Source organism: Motilimonas eburnea (assembly GCF_021295345.1).
Taxonomy (GTDB): Bacteria; Pseudomonadota; Gammaproteobacteria; order Enterobacterales; family CBDFNC01; genus Motilimonas; species Motilimonas eburnea.
In genome coordinates, this window is the sequence record NZ_JAIMJB010000020.1 from 1 (window position 1) to 19304 (window position 19304).

A 19304-nucleotide genomic window follows, 5' to 3' on the forward strand; every position below is an offset into this window, starting at 1 on the left:
ACCAAGTAAAAGCTTGGAAAGCCGATTCACTGAGAGGATTTATGAGCTCTCGCGAACAAGAAATTGAGGTGAAGCGACAGCGCCAGGCGGATCAGAAAGAAATAAAACAGTTAAAACGTGAGCTGCGAGAAAAAGAAAAAGCATTAGCTGAAACCGCAGCGATCTTAGTGCTGCGAAAAAAGTTAAATGCGCTTTGGGAGAACGACAGCGAGGACGGTTAACGTCTGTCCCACAGCGCACAAAATATGTGTCGTGGATACAAGAAGCGAATCGCTCTGGTGCTCGGCTTAATGTTGCCTGCCGTGAAGTGGGGATCACTTTACGTACCTATCGGCGCTGGTATCGCAATGGCTCGATAACTACTGATAAGCGGCCGGATGCGGTTCGTCCAACGCCAGCGAACAAGTTCACGGAGGCAGAGCAAGCCAAGATTATCGAGGTGTGTAACTTGGACAAATTCGCCAGTTTACCGCCATCGCAAATAGTACCAAGCCTGCTTGATGACGGTGAGTATTATGGCTCCGAGTCAACGTTTTATCGGGTATTAAAGGCTAATGGACAGCTACATCACCGCGGACGAAGTATGACGCGAAAAGTGTCAGCACAACCCACGACTTATACAGCAACGGGACCGGGTCAAGTGTTTTGCTGGGACATCACCTATTTACCCAGCACAGTACGCGGACAATTTTACTACCTGTACATGCTTGAAGACCTATTTAGTCGGAAAATAGTGGGTGACGAAGTGCATGAACAGGAGTCTGGTGAGCATGCGGCGCAGCTGTTAGAGCAAACACTGTTACGGGAGAAATGTTTACACAGTGGCGTAGTACTACACTCAGATAACGGAGCCCCCATGAAGTCACAAACCATGCGGGTAAAAGCCTATGAGCTTGGTGTGACGACATCGTATAACAGGCCAAGGGTAAGTAACGATAATCCGTTCGCAGAGTCCTTGTTCCGTACGTGTAAATATCGGCCTGATTGGCCATCAGCAGGCTTCAAAAGTCTTGAGGAAGCAAGAGCTTGGGTGCTGAAGTTTAAGCGCTGGTATAACTATGAGCACAAACACAGTAGGTTACGGTTTGTGACACCACACCAACGACATACTGGGCAAGATGAAGCAATATTAGCTCAGCGTAAAGCTAAATTAGAGGCCGCGAAAGCAGCGAATCCTATGCGCTGGGGTAAACGTGATACCCGTAACTGTACACCGGTTGGGCCGACAACGTTGAATCCAGAAAAAGAGTCAATTAAACAGACAGAAAAACAGGCCGCCTAAAGCGGCTAATGGTGACAACTAACTTGAAAAACGCCGCCCTCTGGACGTTCTGCGCTCCAGTTGAGGCTAAGATAAATTAAAAGTGTAACCGACAGTCCAAGTATCGTACCAGTTCGAAATAATGGTGGTGACTTGAAGCCCCATGCAATCAATAACGCAGCAATTGGTATGGTTAAATAATACCAAATACCAATATACATCGCGTCGCCGAGGATTAGTACAAGTACCATTACAAGGCTGATCAATGAGATTGAGAAGTATGTGTCATGTATACGGGATATATTCATTAAATTGCGGCTCACTACTTAACGCCGCCCAGCTGCGGCCGATTTTAAGGAGGTCCAGCCAGCTTGCTGGAGTTGCTATCTAGGATTGTTAAGAGTAATACCAACTACCATGGCTCAGCCTTTGTTTTATATCTGCAATTCGTACAATACCTGAAGAATTCTCCATCGGATTTGAGGTAAATAAAGTTCTTTGTATTGCATTCACTACACACACTTTCTAATGGCTCACTCTCTTCAGCATGATACTTACAAATAGAACAGAACCACTGAGTATATGAGCTGACATCTTCATCGAGACACCACACAAAACCCTTCTCTTTACAGTTTGGGCAATATTGTTCAGCCATGCTTACTCTTAACAATGTATCCAACACTTTTCATGGTAAACCCGCACACTAGCGCTCAAGCCTACCTCATTAAAACAATCATTTATCAACGTCTTAATCTCGCTTATCCGTAATTAACTCTGACCCCAAGCTAAATCAAAGCGAGACTAAAATAACCGAGCCCCAATTTGGCCCCGAAAATATATGGGCTGATTGTTTGTGATTATATATCAATAAATTAACTATTTTATGTGAACAAAGCGAGGCTTTTTCATTTTATTTACCGCGCCCAAATAGCCAGTTGCATTAGAGTATCTACATTAACCACTTCTATCAATATGAAAAAATCTCACTTTAAACCTGAGATTAAATCGTTTTTGTTCAAGTTAATTTCCAAGTATAAATCACCTATCAAATGTTGATGTAGGTCAATTTTTACGACCACTTAACAGACAGGCAAGTGACGCTCAGTGTATGGGCGAGTAATCAGCACGACAGGGACACCAATCACAATGAATAAAGACTTCACTTTTTCTATCAAAAGCATACGTCTTGATGAGCATTACAGCCCAGCAGCAAACACGCGCATCACGACCAACTTTGCTAACCTGGCTCGCGGCGAGCACCGCCAGCAGAATCTGCGCAATGCCTTAACCATGATAGATAATAGTTTTAACGCTTTAGCCCATTGGGATAACCCTAAGGGTGAGCGTTATCGCGTTGAGCTCGATATCATCTCGGTAGATATTGATGTGGCCGGCAGCGGTGAAAGTTTCCCTTCCATTGAGGTGCTTAAAACCACCATAGTGGATCAGCAAACCAATGAACGCATTGAAGGCATAGTGGGCAATAACTTCTCATCTTATGTGCGCGATTATGACTTTAGTGTGCGCTTGCTTGAGCATAACAAAGACAAAACCGGCTTTAGCGTGCCGGATAATTTTGGTGAGCTACACGGCAAACTCTTTAAGCATTTTGTTAACTCGAAAACCTATCAGCAGCACTTTAAAAAACCGCCGGTGATCTGCTTAAGTGTGTCAGATAGCAAGGTTTACCATAGAACAGAAAACCAGCACCCGGTATTAGGGTTTGAGTATCTGGCCAATGAATCGTCATTAACTGAGCTGTACTTTAAACAAATGGGTCTGCAGGTGCGCTATTTTATGCCGCCGAACAGCGTTGCCCCATTTGCATTATATTTCTTTGGCGATCTACTCAATGATTACACCAATTTAGAGTTAATCAGCACCATTAGCACCATGGCGACGTTTCAAAAAATTTACCGTCCCGAAATCTACAACGCGAATGCGGTAGCGGGTAAATGCTATCAGCCAAAATTAAACAATGCAGATCATTCATTAACGCAAATTGTGTACGACCGCGTTGAGCGCAGTCAGTTAGCGAAAGAGCAAGGTAAATTTGCTGAGCAGCACTTTATTAAGCCTTACCAACACATTCTTGAGCAGTGGTCTGCTAGCTACGCCTAATTGATACCTAATTTGATGGGACAAAACAGATTATGAAAACGTTATTACCGACTTCTACCGCTGGCAGTTTGCCAAAACCGACTTGGCTAGCCGAGCCAGAAACCCTTTGGTCACCTTGGAAATTGCAAAGCGATGAATTAATTAGCGGCAAACAAGATGCGCTGCGTTTATCGTTGCAAGAGCAAGCGCACGCGGGCGTTGATATCGTCAGCGATGGTGAGCAAACTCGCCAACATTTTGTGACGACCTTTATCGAGCACCTTGACGGGGTGGATTTTGAAAATCGCCATACCGTGACCATACGCAATCGCTATGAAGCCAGCGTACCCACCGTGGTTGGCCCTGTTTCTAGACCAAAATCTGTGTTTGTGGAAGACGCTAAATTTTTGCGTCAGCAAACCAAGCAACCGATAAAGTGGGCGCTGCCTGGGCCTATGACCATGATAGACACCTTGTATGATGCCCATTATCAAAGCCGTGAAAAGCTGGCTTGGGAATTTGCCAAAATTCTAAACCAAGAAGCAAAAGAGCTTGAAGCAGCAGGTGTTGACATCATCCAATTTGATGAGCCAGCTTTTAACGTGTTCTTTGATGATGTGAATGATTGGGGCATTGCCTGCCTAGAGCGCGCCATTGAAGGGCTAAAGTGTGAAACGGCGGTGCACATTTGTTATGGCTATGGCATTAAGGCCAACACTGATTGGAAAAAAACCTTGGGCTCAGAATGGCGTCAATACGAAGCCGTGTTTCCAAAATTACAGCAATCCAACATCGATATCATTTCCCTTGAATGTCATAACTCTCATGTGCCCATGGAGTTATTAGAACTGATCCGAGGTAAAAAAGTGATGGTCGGTGCTATTGATGTTGCCCGTAATGAAATAGAAACCCCGGAAGAAGTGGCAAGTACCTTAAGAAAAGCGCTGCAATTTGTCGACGCCGACAAGCTCTACCCTTGCACTAACTGCGGCATGGCGCCGTTATCGCGCCAAGTTGCCAACGCCAAGCTTAACGCCCTAAGTGCCGGCGCTGCGATTGTGCGCAATGAGCTTATCAAAAAATAAATTTTGTTTAATTTGGTGGCGCTGCTGTTTGTGGGAGCTGCAGTAATGCAGCGATAAATTGTGAAACAAAACAACCGCATCGCCCCATTACTGGGGCTCCCACCAATAACCCATTGCTAAAGCATTAACTGCGCCATCATCCTTCCCCCAGTGACCAATAGCACCAAGGCAAAGATTTTTTTCAATTTAGCGGCATCTAATTTGGCCGCCAGCGACGCCCCCACAGGTGCAAACAACACAGTCAGGGGCACAATGCAGATAAAGCCGATAAGGTTGACTAACCCAAAGGTGCCAACAGGGGCATCAACAGGTGCCGTGCCCATGGTTAACAGCGCCATGGCTCCCGGCAGCGAAATAATCAAGCCAATTGCCGCCGCTGTACCGACCGCTTTGTGGGCGGGGTAATTATATAAGGTCAGTAAAGGCACAGAAATAGTGCCACCACCTATGCCCACCATAGAGCTAAAAAAGCCAATGGACGTGCCCATCACGGTTTGCCCCGCTTTGCCTGGCAATTGGGAAAATAGCGCTGATTTACCGGTACGAAACAACATATTTAACGCCGACAGGATCGCAATAACGCCGAACAGCAAGGCCAGCATTTCGCCATTCACCCGAGTGACTAGCCAGCTTCCCGCTAATACGCCAATCAAAATAAACCCCGCCCAGCGTCTAAGTAACTCAACATCCACATTGCCCTTTTTTAAATGAGAGCGTATTGAGCTAATAGAGGTGGGCACGATAGTGGCCAAAGACGTCGCGGTGGCAATCACCATGGCCGACTCCGGCGACACACCAAAGCCTTGAAACAAGAAAAACAGCACAGGCACGATAACAATCCCGCCCCCAACTCCAAGCAAGCCAGCTAACACCCCAGCAAAAATGCCGGTGGCGATCAGGGCGAGTAAGGTGTGGAAGTTATTTGTCAAAAACTCAATCCATTGCATGTATTTTCATCTCTAATCAATCTGGCTAAGGGAGCACTTTGATAATCAAGTCCAAAGTGCAGACTCGGAAAAACAATAAGCTCGGGATTTTACTGGTAGTCGCTAAATGAATAGAAATGATAAATATTCATATTTTGTTGAAAAATATTCATATATAGCCATCAGGAAGCAGCCGGTGAGAGGTGTGCGCAAAGAATAAAGGTGTAAATCAGCGCTGATGGCACAAATTTACACCCATGTTTACTGACCTGCAGATTAAGCTTTTTTAACAAACTTAGCGGTGATCATCATTTCCCCCGCGCCATCCACCTTACAGTCCAGCTCATGATCTTTGCCATCAACGATTTGTCTGATCAGTGCCTTGGTGCCAATCTTTAACACTAATGAGCTGCCTTTCACTTTAAGATCTTTAATAAAAGTAACCTTGTCACCTACTTGTAGCTCAGCGCCGTTGGCATCTTTGGCGGTTGGTGCAGCGTCCTCTGCAGCAATCTCATCAGGGTTCCATTCGTGGCCACATTCAGGACAAATCAATTGCGATTGATCGGGGTAAACAAAAGCCGAATCACATTTTGGGCATGGAGGTAAAGACATAATACTCACTTAATTTAGTAACGTTCAATTCAGGACAATCCAGGCCGTTAGCACACATATAACCTAGCCTAACCACAAGCGGCTTAGTCTATTTGTCCTGATAAGATAAAGGGTTATTCTAAAACGATTTGACTAATTTTACGAGCTATCAATAACCCTTGCAGATGAAAGATTTGCCATAAGCTTAGCGCTGGATTTCTGATATACTCTAGTGCTATGCATTGCCGCAGATTATATGCCGCATTGTTTGCATTTTTTCTATCTGTTTGAGATCTCCATGCCATTTTCAAAACTGGGGTTAAGTAACCCTATATTAAACGCCCTGAGCGAATTAAATTACACCGCGCCCACCCCGATCCAGCAGCAGGCCATTCCGGCTATTTTAGCGGGGAAAGACTTGCTTGCTGGCGCGCAAACAGGTACAGGTAAAACCGCCAGTTTTGTATTGCCTTTATTGCAGCAATTTCAAGGTTTACCGCCGATTCGGCCCAAGCGAATTCGCGCGCTGATTTTAACGCCAACCCGTGAGTTGGCGATCCAAGTAGAAGCCAGTATTGCCCTGTATGGCAAATACCTGTCGGTGCGCTCCATGGCCATGTATGGCGGTGTGGACATAGCGCCGCAAAAACAGCGTTTAATCGAGGGCGTTGATATCTTGGTTGCCACACCGGGGCGTTTATTGGATTTATATGGCCAGCGCGCCGTGCATTTTGATCAAGTGTCGACCTTAGTACTTGATGAAGCCGATCGCATGTTAGACATGGGCTTTATCGAAGCCATTAATAAGATCATTACCCGCTTGCCTGAGGAGCGACAAAACTTATTATTTTCCGCAACCTTATCGCCTCAGGTGCGATTTTTAGCCAAAACGGCCATTCAAAACCCGCTGGAAATTTCCATCGACAGTCAACAAACCAGCGCAGCGGCCATTAATCAATGGCTGACCACGGTGGATAAAGATAAAAAATCAGCCTTACTTAGCCACCTCATCAAAGGGCAAAATTGGCAACAAGCGCTGATATTTATCCAAACCAAACATGGCGCGGCAAAATTAGTTAGCCAATTGGCCAAGCGCGACATTAGCGCCGAAGCCTTTCACAGTGGTCGCAGTCAAGCGGCGCGTGAGCAGCTGTTAGCCGATTTTAAAGCGGGCAAACTGCAATTTTTGGTGGCCACGGGCGTAGCGTCTCGCGGCATTGATATTCAAGAGCTTAGCCGTGTGGTTAATTACGATCTGCCAGACCAAGCAGATGAATACATTCATCGCATAGGCCGTACAGGCCGCGCCGGCAATACGGGTGAAGCGATTTCGTTTGTGTCAAAAGATGATTTTCGCAACCTGTGCGCCATTGAAAGCCGGCTAGGCCATATTATTGAACGTAAAGAGTTTGCCGAGTTTCTTCCGAAAAAGACCGTGCCGATTTCTATTTTGAATTATCAGCCTAAATCTAAACCTCATTCGGCTAATAAAGCATCTGGCAAGCCACGAGATAAGTCATCAACTACATCACAGCAAAATGCGTTTGTGAAACCTACAGCTAAGGATGAACAGACTCGCAACAAGCAAGTACCAAACAACAAACCTAAGCCAAAGATAGCAAAAGAGCAACCAAGTAAAGAGAGCTCAAGCTCAACTGAACACCCGAGTAATCCTTGGTTAAGTGGCAAATACCGCTAATTTCAGCCAAACGCAATTTCACCCCTGCCGATAGGCAAGGGTGAATGGTTTAATTAGCGAAGTCCAAAACAGACCATGTCCCCGCCACCAGCAGTCGCTCGTGATGATAAAGCTTTGCCTCAAACACATCGCCCAATTTCAGCTTACCCACCCCTTTAGGCGTACCGGTTAACAATAGATCACCATCGGCTAAGGTCATAAACTGTTGAATGTCTTCAAGGAGCTGATTGGGTTTGTAGATCATAAGCTCATCACTTGCCAACTGGACCAACTCATCATTGATATACACCTTCAATATTAGGCCCCTTGTATCTTCAGTAAACGGAACAAATTGACTAAATACAGCAGAGCGGTCAAAGGCTTTGGCTCTCTCCCATGGCAGCCCCTTAACTTTTAATTGGCTTTGAACATCGCGTTTAGTTAAATCGAAACCGATGCCCACCGCCACCATCTTGCCCTCTTTTACCATAAAGGTAATTTCTGCCTCGTAATGTATATCATCTTTTTCATGAAGGTACAGTTGCTCACTGATGGCAGAATTGGGCTTGAGAAAGATCACCGGCTCACTGGGCATCTCATTATCTAACTCTTTAATATGATCTACATAATTTCGTCCAATGCAGACTAATTTTGACGGTGCAACTTGGGTTTGACCAAAATTAACCGTGTTCATCATCGCTCCTTTTATTCGCCTGTTTGGCAGTTGCTCGACTCATTATGCCCTTGCTAACGCCAATTCACCTAGTCTGTAATAGTAATGAAAGTAGCAAACCAGACGTTGCCAACATCATTGAAAAAAGGCCGCATGCGATCAATACGCCATACAAAGTACCTAGGACAAGGGCTACTTTCGGATTTTTCAGTAACCATAACTGAACACGTTTTTTCATATATTTAATGAGGCTGCATATAATGATTAGTAGTCCAATATAATCAAAAGCCACCATTAAATACAAGTGATAATCACTATCATTTAATATCAATATGGATTTACATAAGTATTAAGTATTTTTCAGTTTGATCTGTTTCGCGATAGCAGCCCCCCATTACTGACAGCACGTTTGCACGGCGCTGATTTTCGTGAAACTCAAACTGGAATGAGATTGACATAACAAATATCTTAAATACACAAAATATATTAATTTTATGTAAAGAACAGTAATTTACTACACAACTAAAAGACAGAAAAAAAGCGCCACACGCCATAAGCTAGGCTAGCCGCTAAGATAACAGCGAGGGTTATTTTCGGCCAGCTATAGGGCCGCTCTCCTTGTACTTCACCCGTTCTGGCATTAACGAGGATTTGATATGACTTTTTATGGTAGCGAAATACGCCTAACCAAATGGGCAGCAAGATGTATTTGTAGCTTAAATCGCGATAATGGGGCTGCATATTAGTGACCCGCTGATCATCGCCACCAATTTGGTTACAAATACCTCGACGGATCTCGCCAGCCATGGCTTGTTTCGCATTGTCAAACCCGCGGCGTAATGGCACGTTATAACTTTGCGCCACGTATCCACGCAGGTAGTCTTTATCGTAAGGGATCAAGCGATCAAGTAACCAAGGTGACAAGGCATCAAGTTTGGTTTCTGGTAAGGCCGTGTTGGCAGCAACCAGCACATCATCAAAGCTATTTTCAATGCGCCCCGACACGTTTACCCAGCGGGTGTGCTGGACACGTCGAGTCCGTGTCACAGACTTACCATTTTCGGTTGTCGTGTAGGTTTCATTGGTGTAGTAATGTGTTCCTCTTTGGCCTTCGTAGTAAGTTGAGCTATTGGCATCAAAGGTCCAAAACGGATAGTAAATACCCTTTAATTTATCACTGACCTTGGCGATCCTTTTTAACCCTGTTGGTGCAAACCATAGGCTATGCAACCATTTTTTTATCTCTCTTTGCGCACTTTCTTGACTGATGGAAAAAGGCAGCAAGGCTTGCGGCATGAGATGCTGCTCAGATTGCACCTGGTCTAATACATAGGGCGCATTGCAATAGAGGCAAAGCCCCGCAGATTGATAAGATTGTATTTGGTTATAGCCGCCACACTGCTCACAATTAAAACCATGAATCGGCTCTGATGCCGCCACCTGACTTTGTTGCTCTAGAGCAAAAACAAGATCGCGTTCATAGACACCTTGATCGCTTTGCTCAATGGTTTGTTGATGCTGGCAGTAGGGACAAGTTAAAACCTGATCCTTTAAATCAAACTTAAGCTGGGCACCGCATTGCTGACAACTGCAAGTTTGTTGTTTTACGACTTCCACATTATTGCTCCGGTAATGGCGGTGGGGTTTGCTGCAAAATAGACTGAATTGCTTCTATTTCCCTAGCAGGTTGCCAACCACTCATCCCGGGTTGCCATAACAGGGTTGCTTCACCAACTTTACCTTGGCGAATCAATTCAGTCAGTTGTGGGATATCATAGGGCCCAACCGTTTTTCCATCTAGGCCAACATGAAACTGTTCGGTGGCAGGTAATGGCGGCGGAGTCACAGCCTGTGGATTAATGTTTTGCTGGCTTTGCCCCGTGCCACCTTGTCCTTGGTTAGCCATATGGCTAGCCATTTGATTTGCCATTGCCATGCCTACACCAAGCCCTATGCCTTCACTCGCCCCTCCAGCTGGATTGGCTGCGGCCGCCTCCATGCTTTGCGCTGCTTGAAATTGGGTAAACTTACCTAAATCTCCAATGATCCCCATACTGGTGCGCTTATCTAGCGCTTGTTCAACTTCTGGCGGTAAGGAGATATTCTCAACTAAAAAGCTGGTTAAGGTTAGGCCGTAACGCTGACATTGTTGGTCGAGTGGCGATCTGATCACATCACCAAGCTCATGATAATTTGCCGCTAAATCAAGCACTGGAATTTTTGCTTCACCGAGTGCGTCACTGAAAAACGTGATGATTAAATTGCGTAGTTGGTGGCTGATTACATCGGTGGTAAATTGGCCATCAGTCCCAGCTATCTCTTTTATAAACAGGCAAGGATCACTTATGCGAAAGCAGTAATTACCGAACGCGCGTAATCGACATGGGCCAAACTCGGGATCGCGTAAGGTAATCGGGCTCTTGGTGCCCCACTTCAAGTCGGTAAATTGCTTGGTACTAACAAAGTAAACTTCGGCCTTGAACGGACTGTTGAAGCCATGTTTCCAACCACGCAGGGTACTCAGGACGGGTAAATTTTCTGTGGTTAAGGTGTAGGTTCCCGGACTAAACACATCAGCAATCTTGCCTTGTTCAATAAACACAGCAACTTGTGATTCCCTTACGATTAATTTTGCCCCATTTTTTAATTCATTCTGATAGCGTTCAAATCGATAAATCAACGTGTTATGGGAAGGATCTAACCACTCCACAATATCAATAAATTCGCCGAAAAACTTATCAAACAATCCCATAAAGCCACCTAAACATCACAATACTATCAAATATAACAATAGATTAACCTAGTTAAACAACGCAGCCTAGGGAATATTTTTCCTTCAGTTAGCAAGCGGGCACTTCACACTGACATCTGTATTTTTTTTGCCCGATCAACTTGATCTTATACCGAAAATGAAATACTGTTGTTTTATACAGTATGTATTTTTAAACAGGACTTTAATCATGCAGCAAACACTATCCACCCACTTTGGCTCCATGACACCTTCAACCATGCACCTAGGCCCAAAGCTAACCACTGCGCCCAAACTGTCTGCGCAGACGACCTCAAGTGTCGAATGGGTAAGTAAACTTGCCTACCACAGTCAACTTTCAGGCTGGTTAGTGTTTATTGATCCACCTGCCCATTTAGATTGTGACTTTTTAGCGGCTCATGGGGTCGACTGGAGAAAAATTTTAATTGTAAGATCAAGTAAGTCACGTACTAAGGCCCGATGCTTAGCGCTGGCCCTTGAGTCCATTCATACTCGGTTAGTGGTTTGTGATAGCAGTGGCTTACAAGGAGCCAGTTTAAAAGCGTTAAAGCAAGCCGCAAAAATGGGCATGGGCAGTGCCATTCTACTTGATGGTTCTGATATGGCCCATTTAGCTAACTATAAGACGCTTCATTAAAGGGGGTCGACATGGGTACAGATATATTTGCAGCAGGAGCCCCCAGCTTGCCAAAGCGAGAAGCATAAGGTGAGAAATGTTAGGTGATATACCAAGTGCGATCAAAAAAGCCTCCATACTGGAGGCTTTTTTACTGCAGGTTTAGCTTAACCTAAGATATCCGCTAACTCTTTGCTGATAGCGTCAACACTTTGCGTACCATCAAGCTTGAAATACTTGCTTAAACCAGCTTCAGCATCTTTAGTGTAGAACTCAACTAATGGCTTAGTTTGCTCGTGATAAATCCCTAAGCGTTTACGTACGGTTTCTTCCACGTCATCTGGACGAATGGCCAAGTCTTCACCGGTAACATCATCTTTACCTTCCACTTTTGGTGGATTGTAAACCACATGATAAACACGACCAGAGCCAGGGTGAACACGGCGACCGCTCATGCGTTTAACGATTTCTTCGTCTGGCACGTCAAACTCTAACGTGAAATCGACATCGATGCCGTTTTCTTTCATTGCATTTGCTTGTGGAATAGTACGTGGAAAACCGTCTAGAAGGAAACCACCTTTACAGTCATCTTGCGCAACACGCTCTTTCACTAAGCCAATGATTAAATCATCGGATACGAGTTGACCTGCATCCATTACTTCTTTTGCTTTCAGGCCTAGCTCAGTACCCGCTTTGATTGCTGCACGCAGCATGTCACCAGTAGAAATTTGTGGAATGTTGTATTTTTCCATGATGAATTGAGCTTGTGTACCCTTGCCTGCCCCTGGCGCGCCTAAAAGAATAATGCGCATAAAAAACTCCCCTAATGATTGTGCTTATCTATGATTATTTAAATTTGGAAGCAGCAATTTACACTGCTGCCTGCGATTTCTCAAGTCTATGTCAGTTTTTCCAGATTACACTTTCATCTAATGCTGCACTTAACGTTGCCTAATATGTTTATAGTGATCTTTTTTTACGCTATACATATTTTGATCGGCTACGCTATAAAGCATTGAAAATATTGTATTCTCTGTTGATGCATAGCCTATGCTGCAACTAAACTTATCAAAGCCACCTAACACATCAAACGCAAAATCCACTTTTGCCTGCTCCTTCACCAGCCGACGGTATAAGTCTTGGCTCATTTTTAACTGTTCATTACTCAGGATGATGGCATATTCATCACCGCCTAAACGGTAACAGCGCTCAGTGATCCCTTGCGCACAGTGACGGATAAATTCAGCGACCTTAACCAATAATTTGTCACCTACTTCATGGCCTTTGTTGTCATTCACTTGCTTAAGACCATTAACGTCGATGATAAACAGCCCAACTTCTGAATCGAGTTGTGTTTCAAAAGCAAGCATGTCGTCGTCAAATGCTTTGCGGTTACCTAAGCCGGTTAAACTATCTGTGCTGGCTAAGTAATCCAACTCTTGGGTTAATGCACGGATCTCAAGGAAGTTACTGAGCTCTTTGCTGAATAATAATAGCCACTGCGAGTATTCCAGCTCTGGCATTTTGTTTCCCGCAAGCCAGCCAACAGGTTGTTTAACGCTTCCTAACCTCAGTACGGGAATACCGCTTTCAAGAGAACATACCCCCTGATGCCAAGCTTCATCGCCTAGATGCATTATTTCAATCAACATCGCGTCTAGGTCAAAATTCGCACTGGCAGATTGCAGCTTAACCTCACCATTGCCCCGCCCTTCACTGAGATAAATGGCAAACTGGAGTTGCTCTATCGTTTGTTCTAAGTTTTCTAACGTGAGGATGGCAATGTCTTCATTAGAGTTGACATTTTGCAGTGCACGCCGAAACATGATCACCCGCTCAAGTACTTCGTTACCTTCTTTAACCAAATGTAATGTGTGTTCTAATTCGGCTGTGCGTTGGTAAACCTTGTCTTCTAAGTCTCGGTTGAGCTCTTCTACCTTGTCTATGTATTCTTGTCTCACCAAGTCAGCATTAACCAACTCATCATTTTTCTTCTTCAGATGGATGACTTGTTGACCTATGGTTCGTTTCATATCGCTGAACATTTTAAACACTTGGCTAAACTCTACGATAAAGAAACTGTGACGTTGCGGTGCATTTGAATCGGACTGAAAGTCTCGTATCAGATTGTTTAATCGCCCCAGTGTTCGTGACGTAAGGTGCGCAAAGATAAGCGTTAGGATCAGTAAAATACCAATTAATGCTAACTGGGTACTAATAATAGGAGAGGCAACCTCTTCGACTTGATTGCCTAAGCGCTCCGTTGGCTCAGCCAGTTTGACCGTTAATGAATAAGCATTGGCAAACCCCTTAGGTTTAAGGGTTACTTTAAAGTCATGAAAACTGTAACCCGTTGGATCACTCCAATACTCCCCACCTATCCATTTACCACTCAAGTAAAACGCGACGTTATACTCCGGCAGCACAATCCGCAGGATCTGACTTAGGGTATCATTGGCAATCAAGGCAACTAAATAACCTTGCACTTCATCATCGGCACGTAATATTGGCGTCACAATGCCCAAACCGTAAGGGGTAATGGAATTGGGAAACAACTTTGCATTGCTAATATGGATAAAGCCACTTTGTTTTGGCCCTGCTTTAAGCTGCTTTAACTTGGCAAAAAAGTCAGCTTGCTGAACATCTTCAATACTCGCGCCAATACCCGTTTTCACCGCCCCGTTGGCATCAAGTACATAAAGCGAGTCAATACCGCTGTACGTGTTTGAAAATTGCCTTAATGAGTTATTGAGTAGGCGGATCGAAACATTTTCTAGATCTTGCGCACCCTTTTCTTTAGCAAAATAACTGATGCTAAGGGTAAACATGGCAATGTGATTGACTAACTTTTCATTGGCAAGTTTTGCATGCAAGGCCATGTTCGCTTGAGCGGATTTTTCAATCGCTTGGTATGTCTGCTTGTACTGTAAAACAGTAACCAAACAAGCTGGGATAATGGCAACGGCAAATATCAGTAAAACAGCAAATACTGGTAGCCTTATTTGCATAGGGTGAGTTTCCGTATCAAGGTTTGCATAACAAACATCAAAGCGCATCCGTGCTTTATTGTTAATTTCCCCTCATTCTAACACATCTAGGAGGGTCGCTAAGGTCTAGCGAAATGAAAATCTTATTTTATTGGCGTACCTCATACTTTTACTCATCACTATTGATACATTCAACATAAACAGTGTCCTGACAATAAAAAAGGGAGCCTAAGCTCCCCCCTATCTCAAATCACACCATGCACTATTTCATTAACAACTCGTTGATGCGACGTACAAACTGTGAAGGATCATCCAAACTGCCTTTCTCTGATAGCACGGCTTGGTCTAACAGCAAATTTAGCCACTGCGTGAAAGTGTCTTCGTCTTGAATATCAGCCACATGTTTGACCATACTGTGATCAGGGTTTAATTCAAAAACGGGTTTTTGCTCTGGTACTGTTTGGCCAACAGACTGCATCAGTTTGATCATTTGTGTGCTCATGTCATGAGCTCCAGCAACGATACATGACGGCGTATCAGTGAGTCGGTGAGTTAATTTGACCTCAGCCACTTGGTCGCCTAATGCGGTCTTAGCTCGCTCAAGGAAGCTGGCAAACTCACTTTCTTGCTTCTCTTTTTGCTCTTTTGACTCGGCATCTTCTAAGTCACCTAGGTCAAGATCACCTTTAGTGATGGAAACCAGTTGCTTGCCATCAAATTCGCTAAGGTGGCTGAGTAGCCATTCATCAATGCGATCATACATTAAGAACACTTCAATGCCTTTCTTACGGAATATCTCAAGATGCGGTGAGTTTTTAGCTGCATTGAAACTATCGGCGGTAATGTAGTATATCTTTTCCTGACCTTCTTTCATGCGCTCAACATAAGCGTCAAAGGAGACATTCTGTGTCGCTTCATCTGTGTGTGTAGAAGCAAAACGCAACAACTTAGCTATCTTTTCCTTGTTGCTGAAGTCTTCGGCTGGGCCTTCTTTTAGCACTTGGCCAAACTCATTCCAAAAGCCTTGGTATTTCTCTTCGTCCTTAGCCAACTTATCAAGCATTGACAGCACACGCTTGCTACAAGCACTACGTAATTTTGCGGTCACTTTAGTATCTTGTAAAATCTCACGAGACACGTTTAATGGCAGATCGTTTGAATCTAAAATGCCCTTCACAAATCGTAAATAGGTTGGCATGAACTGATCAGCATCATCCATAATAAAGACGCGCTGAACATACAGCTTAAGGCCATGCTGTTTTTCACGATTCCACAAATCAAACGGTGCACGAGACGGAATATACAATAAGCTGGTGTATTCTTGTTCACCCTCTACACGGTTATGAACCCATTTTAGGGGATCTTCAAAGTCGTGTGATATGTGCTTGTAAAATTCACAATACTCTTGATCTGAGATATCCGACTTGTTTCGCGTCCACAAAGCGGTTGCTTTGTTAATGGCTTCCCAATGGCCTGGGACGGCTGGGATTTTTTCACCCTCAGGGCCTTCAGATTCAGGCTCTTCATCCTTGTACATTTCGACAGGGATACTGATGTGGTCTGAGTATTTGCTAACAATTTGACGCAGTTGCCAATCGTTTAACAAGTCTTCTTCACCCTCACGTAAGTGTAAGATGATTTCTGTGCCGCGATCAGCTTTAGTAATATCAGCAACGGTGTAATCGCCCTCCCCTGCAGATTGCCATTGCACACCTTGTTCGGCGGCGACCCCAGCGGCACGGGTGTTAACCGTCACTTTATCAGCCACAATAAAGGCAGAATAGAAACCCACACCGAATTGGCCAATCAGTTGCGAATCTTTGGCTTGATCACCCGATAGCTGATTAAAAAATTCTTTCGTACCGGATTTTGCAATCGTACCTAGGTGTTCAATAACCTCATCACGCGTCATCCCGATACCGTTATCGGCAATAGTGATGGTTTTAGCGTCTTTATCAAAGCTTAAACGGACTTTTAAATCACCATCGTTTTCATAGAGTGAAGCATCAGACAATGCCTTAAAGCGCAGCTTATCGGAGGCATCTGCAGCATTAGATACTAACTCACGAAGGAAGATTTCTTTGTTGCTGTACAAAGAGTGAATCATTAATTGTAATAATTGTTTTACTTCGGCTTGAAAGCCATGAGTTTCTGTATGAACGGCGTCTGTCATCTTACGTCTCTTATTCATAGGGTTTAACACTAGGAATAACAGTGGGGCTGCTAGTGAGGGGTTTCAAGGGAAAAACTAAAATTTTCCCTTATTATCTGAAGAAAGGTTATTTTAACGCCACTCGACCGGCAAATGAGTGAGATAAGGTGGTGCCATCAACCAGTTCAAGCTCACCGCCGACAGGCACACCATGGGCAATGCGACTGACTTGAATATCATGCTGTTTGGCTAGCTCTGCAATATAATAGGCAGTGGCTTCGCCCTCAACCGTTGGGTTGGTGGCTAAAATCAGCTCTTGTATTCCACCTTGCCCTAACTGACGAGCTAAAATGTCTAAACCTATATCAGACGGACCGATGCCATCGAGGGGTGATAAATGACCCATCAACACAAAATAGGTGCCAGAAAACTGTGCTGTTTGCTCTATGGCCAGAAGATCTGCCGGTGTTTCGACCACGCATAATTGACCACTTTGATGGCGTTTTGGATTCGCACACAAGCGACAAATTTCATCTTCAGTAAAGGTGCGACAGCGCTGACAATGGCCGATTTGGTTGATTGCCTTATCAATTGCTCCGCTTAATTGACTTGCCCCTGTCCGGTTTTTATCCAGCAAATAAAAGGCCATGCGTTGTGCCGATTTTGGCCCTACACCGGGAAGGCATTGTAAGCTTTTAATTAAATCATCCAATAACGGGCTAAAACTCATTCAAAACTCCATCGTTAAAAGCTCATTGCTAAGCCAAGTGAGTAACCATCAGTATTTTGACCAAACATATATCGCAGCACCAAGCGTGTTCGTGTAATGAATACATCATAAGCACTTGAATCAAGCTCAATACCAATACCTGTTGAGCTCATATAATCAAATCCTAATGCGCCACGCTGCTCACCTAAAAACTGCGTATGAGCCCCTTCTAGTACATATCGTATTGGCCTTTGTAACATTTTATAGCCAGTGGGCGCGCGCCGCCGCATGTAGACGGACAGGTTTTCTGCATTCGCTTGGCCTTCTATGGCTCGCGAACTCGACCCAAAGCTTTCAAGGCGGATGTAGCTATACCTCAGTTCTAAATCTAAATCGTGCTTGGGCGATACCAGCTCGTAATCCAACATCACTGAACCACCAAAACCAACGGCATTCAACCGGCCGCCGTCGATGAATGAGAAATCAAGATCATACTTATCATTGATATACCACTGGGCGATGCGCAAGTCACTGACAACGTGGCCCAATGCAATATTGACGATGGGCCTGACTACCCAATCTTGCGCAATGGGAAAGTCCCAGCCAATACCTCCACTGACAGAGACACTGTTCCATTTAAGTGGAACAGACTGGGTGTTTTCACCTCGGGTAATGACAAAGGTAGGATCGTATCGGCTGTAGGCTAACGTGCCTTCTAGGTATATAGGTGTTGATTCTGATAACGTCGCCCCTCCGCCCAATTGAGTAAGCATCAATGCAGCATCTTCCGTATTTTTATTTTTGATGTTGAGTGTGCTTGTCGTGACATCAGGCACGATACTAAACGACATCAATGCAAGCGCGGCATTCGCTTGCTTGGCCATTAATTTTTCCAGATCTGCCGTTGCTGCATGGCCGACAGCCATCAGGCTATACAAGAGCAACCCAAACAAAAATTTCATCATAAAAACGACAGCCCAGTATGAATTAACCATTTATCGTATGATTTTACTTTTTCTCACGCAAAAAAAAAACCTGACTTTACGTCAGGCTTCTTGATTTGGAGCGGTACACGAGGTTCGAACTCGTGACCTCGACCTTGGCAAGGTCGCGCTCTACCAGCTGAGCTAGTACCGCTTCATATACTTTTTGCTTTACCATCTCTACCTCAAAAGGTCGCGTCTCATTTAACGCAGCTGAGCTAGTACAGCTTAATTACTTTTTACTTTACCAACTCTACCTCAAAAGGTCGCGTCTCATTTAACGCAGCTGAGCTAGTACCGCTTCATTTAAATGTTTTCGCTATTTTCTAGTTCAACTAGAATGGTGCCCGGGGCCGGACTTGAACCGGCACGCTGTTACCAGCGAGGGATTTTAAATCCCTTGTGTCTACCAATTTCACCACCCGGGCGACACGAATAATGGAGGCGGAACCCGGAGTCGAACCGAGGTGGACTGATTTGCAATCAGCTGCATGGCCACTCTGCCATTCCGCCATTCTCTTACGAGATTCTTTTTAATTTGGAGCGGTACACGAGGTTCGAACTCGTGACCTCGACCTTGGCAAGGTCGCGCTCTACCAGCTGAGCTAGTACCGCTTTGCATCTTTCTATTACTTTACTAGCTCTGGTATAAAGGTCGCGCCTCTTTATAACACAGCTGAGCTAGTACCGCTTAATTACTTTTTGCTTTACAAACTCTACCTCAAAAGGTCGCGTCTCATATAACGCAGCTGAGCTTGTACCGCTTCATT

14 protein-coding genes, 4 tRNA genes and 1 pseudogene are annotated in these 19304 nt (G+C 44.6%); 5 read left to right on the forward strand and 14 right to left on the reverse strand.

Translation table 11 applies throughout. The features are described 5' to 3' along the window. The 3 genes and pseudogenes from K6Y21_RS17050 to K6Y21_RS17060 form a co-directional block, all read left to right on the forward strand. A pseudogene (locus tag K6Y21_RS17050) lies at nucleotides 1-1282 on the forward strand (IS3 family transposase); the annotation flags it as partial. A gap of 1125 nt (nucleotides 1283-2407) precedes the next feature. Continuing rightward, complete coding sequence (locus tag K6Y21_RS17055; RefSeq protein WP_233073100.1) at nucleotides 2408-3382, forward strand: DUF1852 domain-containing protein; 975 nt, start codon at nucleotides 2408-2410, stop codon at nucleotides 3380-3382. 32 nt (nucleotides 3383-3414) lie between these two features. After that, on the forward strand, nucleotides 3415-4446 hold the full coding sequence (locus K6Y21_RS17060; RefSeq protein ID WP_233073101.1) for a methionine synthase: 1032 nt from the start codon (nucleotides 3415-3417) through the stop codon (nucleotides 4444-4446). Between the two features lie 116 nt (nucleotides 4447-4562). Here the strand turns inward: K6Y21_RS17060 and K6Y21_RS17065 are convergent, their stop codons facing one another. Together K6Y21_RS17065 and K6Y21_RS17070 are read right to left on the reverse strand one after the other, a co-directional pair. After that, nucleotides 4563-5384 carry a sulfite exporter TauE/SafE family protein gene (locus K6Y21_RS17065; RefSeq protein ID WP_233073170.1) on the reverse strand — a complete coding sequence of 274 codons (822 nt, stop codon included), beginning with the start codon at nucleotides 5382-5384 and terminating at the stop codon, nucleotides 4563-4565. Nucleotides 5385-5648: 264 nt separating this feature from the next. Further along, nucleotides 5649-5987 carry a zinc ribbon domain-containing protein YjdM gene (locus K6Y21_RS17070; protein ID WP_233073102.1) on the reverse strand — a complete coding sequence of 113 codons (339 nt, stop codon included), beginning with the start codon at nucleotides 5985-5987 and terminating at the stop codon, nucleotides 5649-5651. A 277-nt stretch (nucleotides 5988-6264) separates the two neighbouring features. Here K6Y21_RS17070 and K6Y21_RS17075 point away from each other — a divergent pair, with 277 nt between their 5' ends. Next, nucleotides 6265-7665, forward strand: coding sequence for a DEAD/DEAH box helicase (locus K6Y21_RS17075; RefSeq protein ID WP_233073103.1), 1401 nt, complete (start codon nucleotides 6265-6267; stop codon nucleotides 7663-7665). Between the two features lie 49 nt (nucleotides 7666-7714). On the opposite strand, the gene K6Y21_RS17080 is transcribed toward K6Y21_RS17075, so the two are convergent. The 3 genes from K6Y21_RS17080 to K6Y21_RS17090 all read right to left on the reverse strand — a co-directional run bounded on the left by K6Y21_RS17080 (nucleotide 7715) and on the right by K6Y21_RS17090 (nucleotide 11069). Then, nucleotides 7715-8338, reverse strand: a complete 624-nt coding sequence (locus K6Y21_RS17080) for a fumarylacetoacetate hydrolase family protein (RefSeq protein WP_233073104.1) — start codon at nucleotides 8336-8338, stop codon at nucleotides 7715-7717. Between the two features lie 501 nt (nucleotides 8339-8839). After that, nucleotides 8840-9934 (reverse strand): TFIIB-type zinc ribbon-containing protein, encoded by a 1095-nt coding sequence (locus K6Y21_RS17085; protein WP_233073105.1) that lies wholly within the window; start codon nucleotides 9932-9934, stop codon nucleotides 8840-8842. 1 nt (nucleotide 9935) lies between these two features. Beyond that, nucleotides 9936-11069 (reverse strand): SPFH domain-containing protein, encoded by a 1134-nt coding sequence (locus K6Y21_RS17090; RefSeq protein WP_233073106.1) that lies wholly within the window; start codon nucleotides 11067-11069, stop codon nucleotides 9936-9938. Between the two features lie 208 nt (nucleotides 11070-11277). Here K6Y21_RS17090 and K6Y21_RS17095 point away from each other — a divergent pair, with 208 nt between their 5' ends. Continuing rightward, nucleotides 11278-11724, forward strand: coding sequence for a hypothetical protein (locus K6Y21_RS17095; RefSeq protein ID WP_233073107.1), 447 nt, complete (start codon nucleotides 11278-11280; stop codon nucleotides 11722-11724). A 146-nt stretch (nucleotides 11725-11870) separates the two neighbouring features. Here K6Y21_RS17095 and adk read toward each other — a convergent pair whose 3' ends face one another. The 9 genes from adk to K6Y21_RS17140 form a co-directional block, all read right to left on the reverse strand. After that, entirely contained in the window at nucleotides 11871-12515 is a 645-nt protein-coding gene (gene adk / locus K6Y21_RS17100) for an adenylate kinase (protein WP_233073108.1), read from the reverse strand. Between the two features lie 129 nt (nucleotides 12516-12644). Continuing rightward, entirely contained in the window at nucleotides 12645-14711 is a 2067-nt protein-coding gene (locus K6Y21_RS17105; RefSeq protein WP_233073109.1) for a sensor domain-containing diguanylate cyclase, read from the reverse strand. 241 nt (nucleotides 14712-14952) lie between these two features. Then, nucleotides 14953-16863, reverse strand: coding sequence for a molecular chaperone HtpG (htpG, locus tag K6Y21_RS17110; protein WP_233073110.1), 1911 nt, complete (start codon nucleotides 16861-16863; stop codon nucleotides 14953-14955). Nucleotides 16864-16969: 106 nt separating this feature from the next. Continuing rightward, nucleotides 16970-17572, reverse strand: a complete 603-nt coding sequence (gene recR / locus K6Y21_RS17115) for a recombination mediator RecR (protein ID WP_233073111.1) — start codon at nucleotides 17570-17572, stop codon at nucleotides 16970-16972. 14 nt (nucleotides 17573-17586) lie between these two features. Then, nucleotides 17587-18516 (reverse strand): autotransporter domain-containing protein, encoded by a 930-nt coding sequence (locus K6Y21_RS17120; RefSeq protein ID WP_233073112.1) that lies wholly within the window; start codon nucleotides 18514-18516, stop codon nucleotides 17587-17589. Nucleotides 18517-18612: 96 nt separating this feature from the next. Next, nucleotides 18613-18688 (reverse strand) — tRNA-Gly (locus K6Y21_RS17125). Between the two features lie 187 nt (nucleotides 18689-18875). Beyond that, nucleotides 18876-18962, reverse strand: a tRNA-Leu gene (locus tag K6Y21_RS17130). Nucleotides 18963-18973: 11 nt separating this feature from the next. Then, nucleotides 18974-19047 (reverse strand) — tRNA-Cys (locus K6Y21_RS17135). Nucleotides 19048-19073: 26 nt separating this feature from the next. Beyond that, nucleotides 19074-19149, reverse strand: a tRNA-Gly gene (locus K6Y21_RS17140). Nucleotides 19150-19304 lie beyond the last annotated feature (155 nt).

Bases quoted from the DNA above. Each gene is read 5' to 3' on its own strand.
- K6Y21_RS17055 (WP_233073100.1), top strand. From the start codon at position 2,408: ATGAATAAAGACTTCACTTTTTCTATCAAAAGCATACGTCTTGATGAG.
- K6Y21_RS17060 (WP_233073101.1), top strand. From the start codon at position 3,415: ATGAAAACGTTATTACCGACTTCTACCGCTGGCAGTTTGCCAAAACCG.
- K6Y21_RS17070 (WP_233073102.1), bottom strand. From the start codon at position 5,987: ATGTCTTTACCTCCATGCCCAAAATGTGATTCGGCTTTTGTTTACCCC.
- K6Y21_RS17075 (WP_233073103.1), top strand. From the start codon at position 6,265: ATGCCATTTTCAAAACTGGGGTTAAGTAACCCTATATTAAACGCCCTG.
- K6Y21_RS17080 (WP_233073104.1), bottom strand. From the start codon at position 8,338: ATGAACACGGTTAATTTTGGTCAAACCCAAGTTGCACCGTCAAAATTA.
- K6Y21_RS17090 (WP_233073106.1), bottom strand. From the start codon at position 11,069: ATGGGATTGTTTGATAAGTTTTTCGGCGAATTTATTGATATTGTGGAG.
- K6Y21_RS17095 (WP_233073107.1), top strand. From the start codon at position 11,278: ATGCAGCAAACACTATCCACCCACTTTGGCTCCATGACACCTTCAACC.
- adk (WP_233073108.1), bottom strand. From the start codon at position 12,515: ATGCGCATTATTCTTTTAGGCGCGCCAGGGGCAGGCAAGGGTACACAA.
- K6Y21_RS17105 (WP_233073109.1), bottom strand. From the start codon at position 14,711: ATGCAAATAAGGCTACCAGTATTTGCTGTTTTACTGATATTTGCCGTT.
- htpG (WP_233073110.1), bottom strand. From the start codon at position 16,863: ATGACAGACGCCGTTCATACAGAAACTCATGGCTTTCAAGCCGAAGTA.
- recR (WP_233073111.1), bottom strand. From the start codon at position 17,572: ATGAGTTTTAGCCCGTTATTGGATGATTTAATTAAAAGCTTACAATGC.
- K6Y21_RS17120 (WP_233073112.1), bottom strand. From the start codon at position 18,516: ATGATGAAATTTTTGTTTGGGTTGCTCTTGTATAGCCTGATGGCTGTC.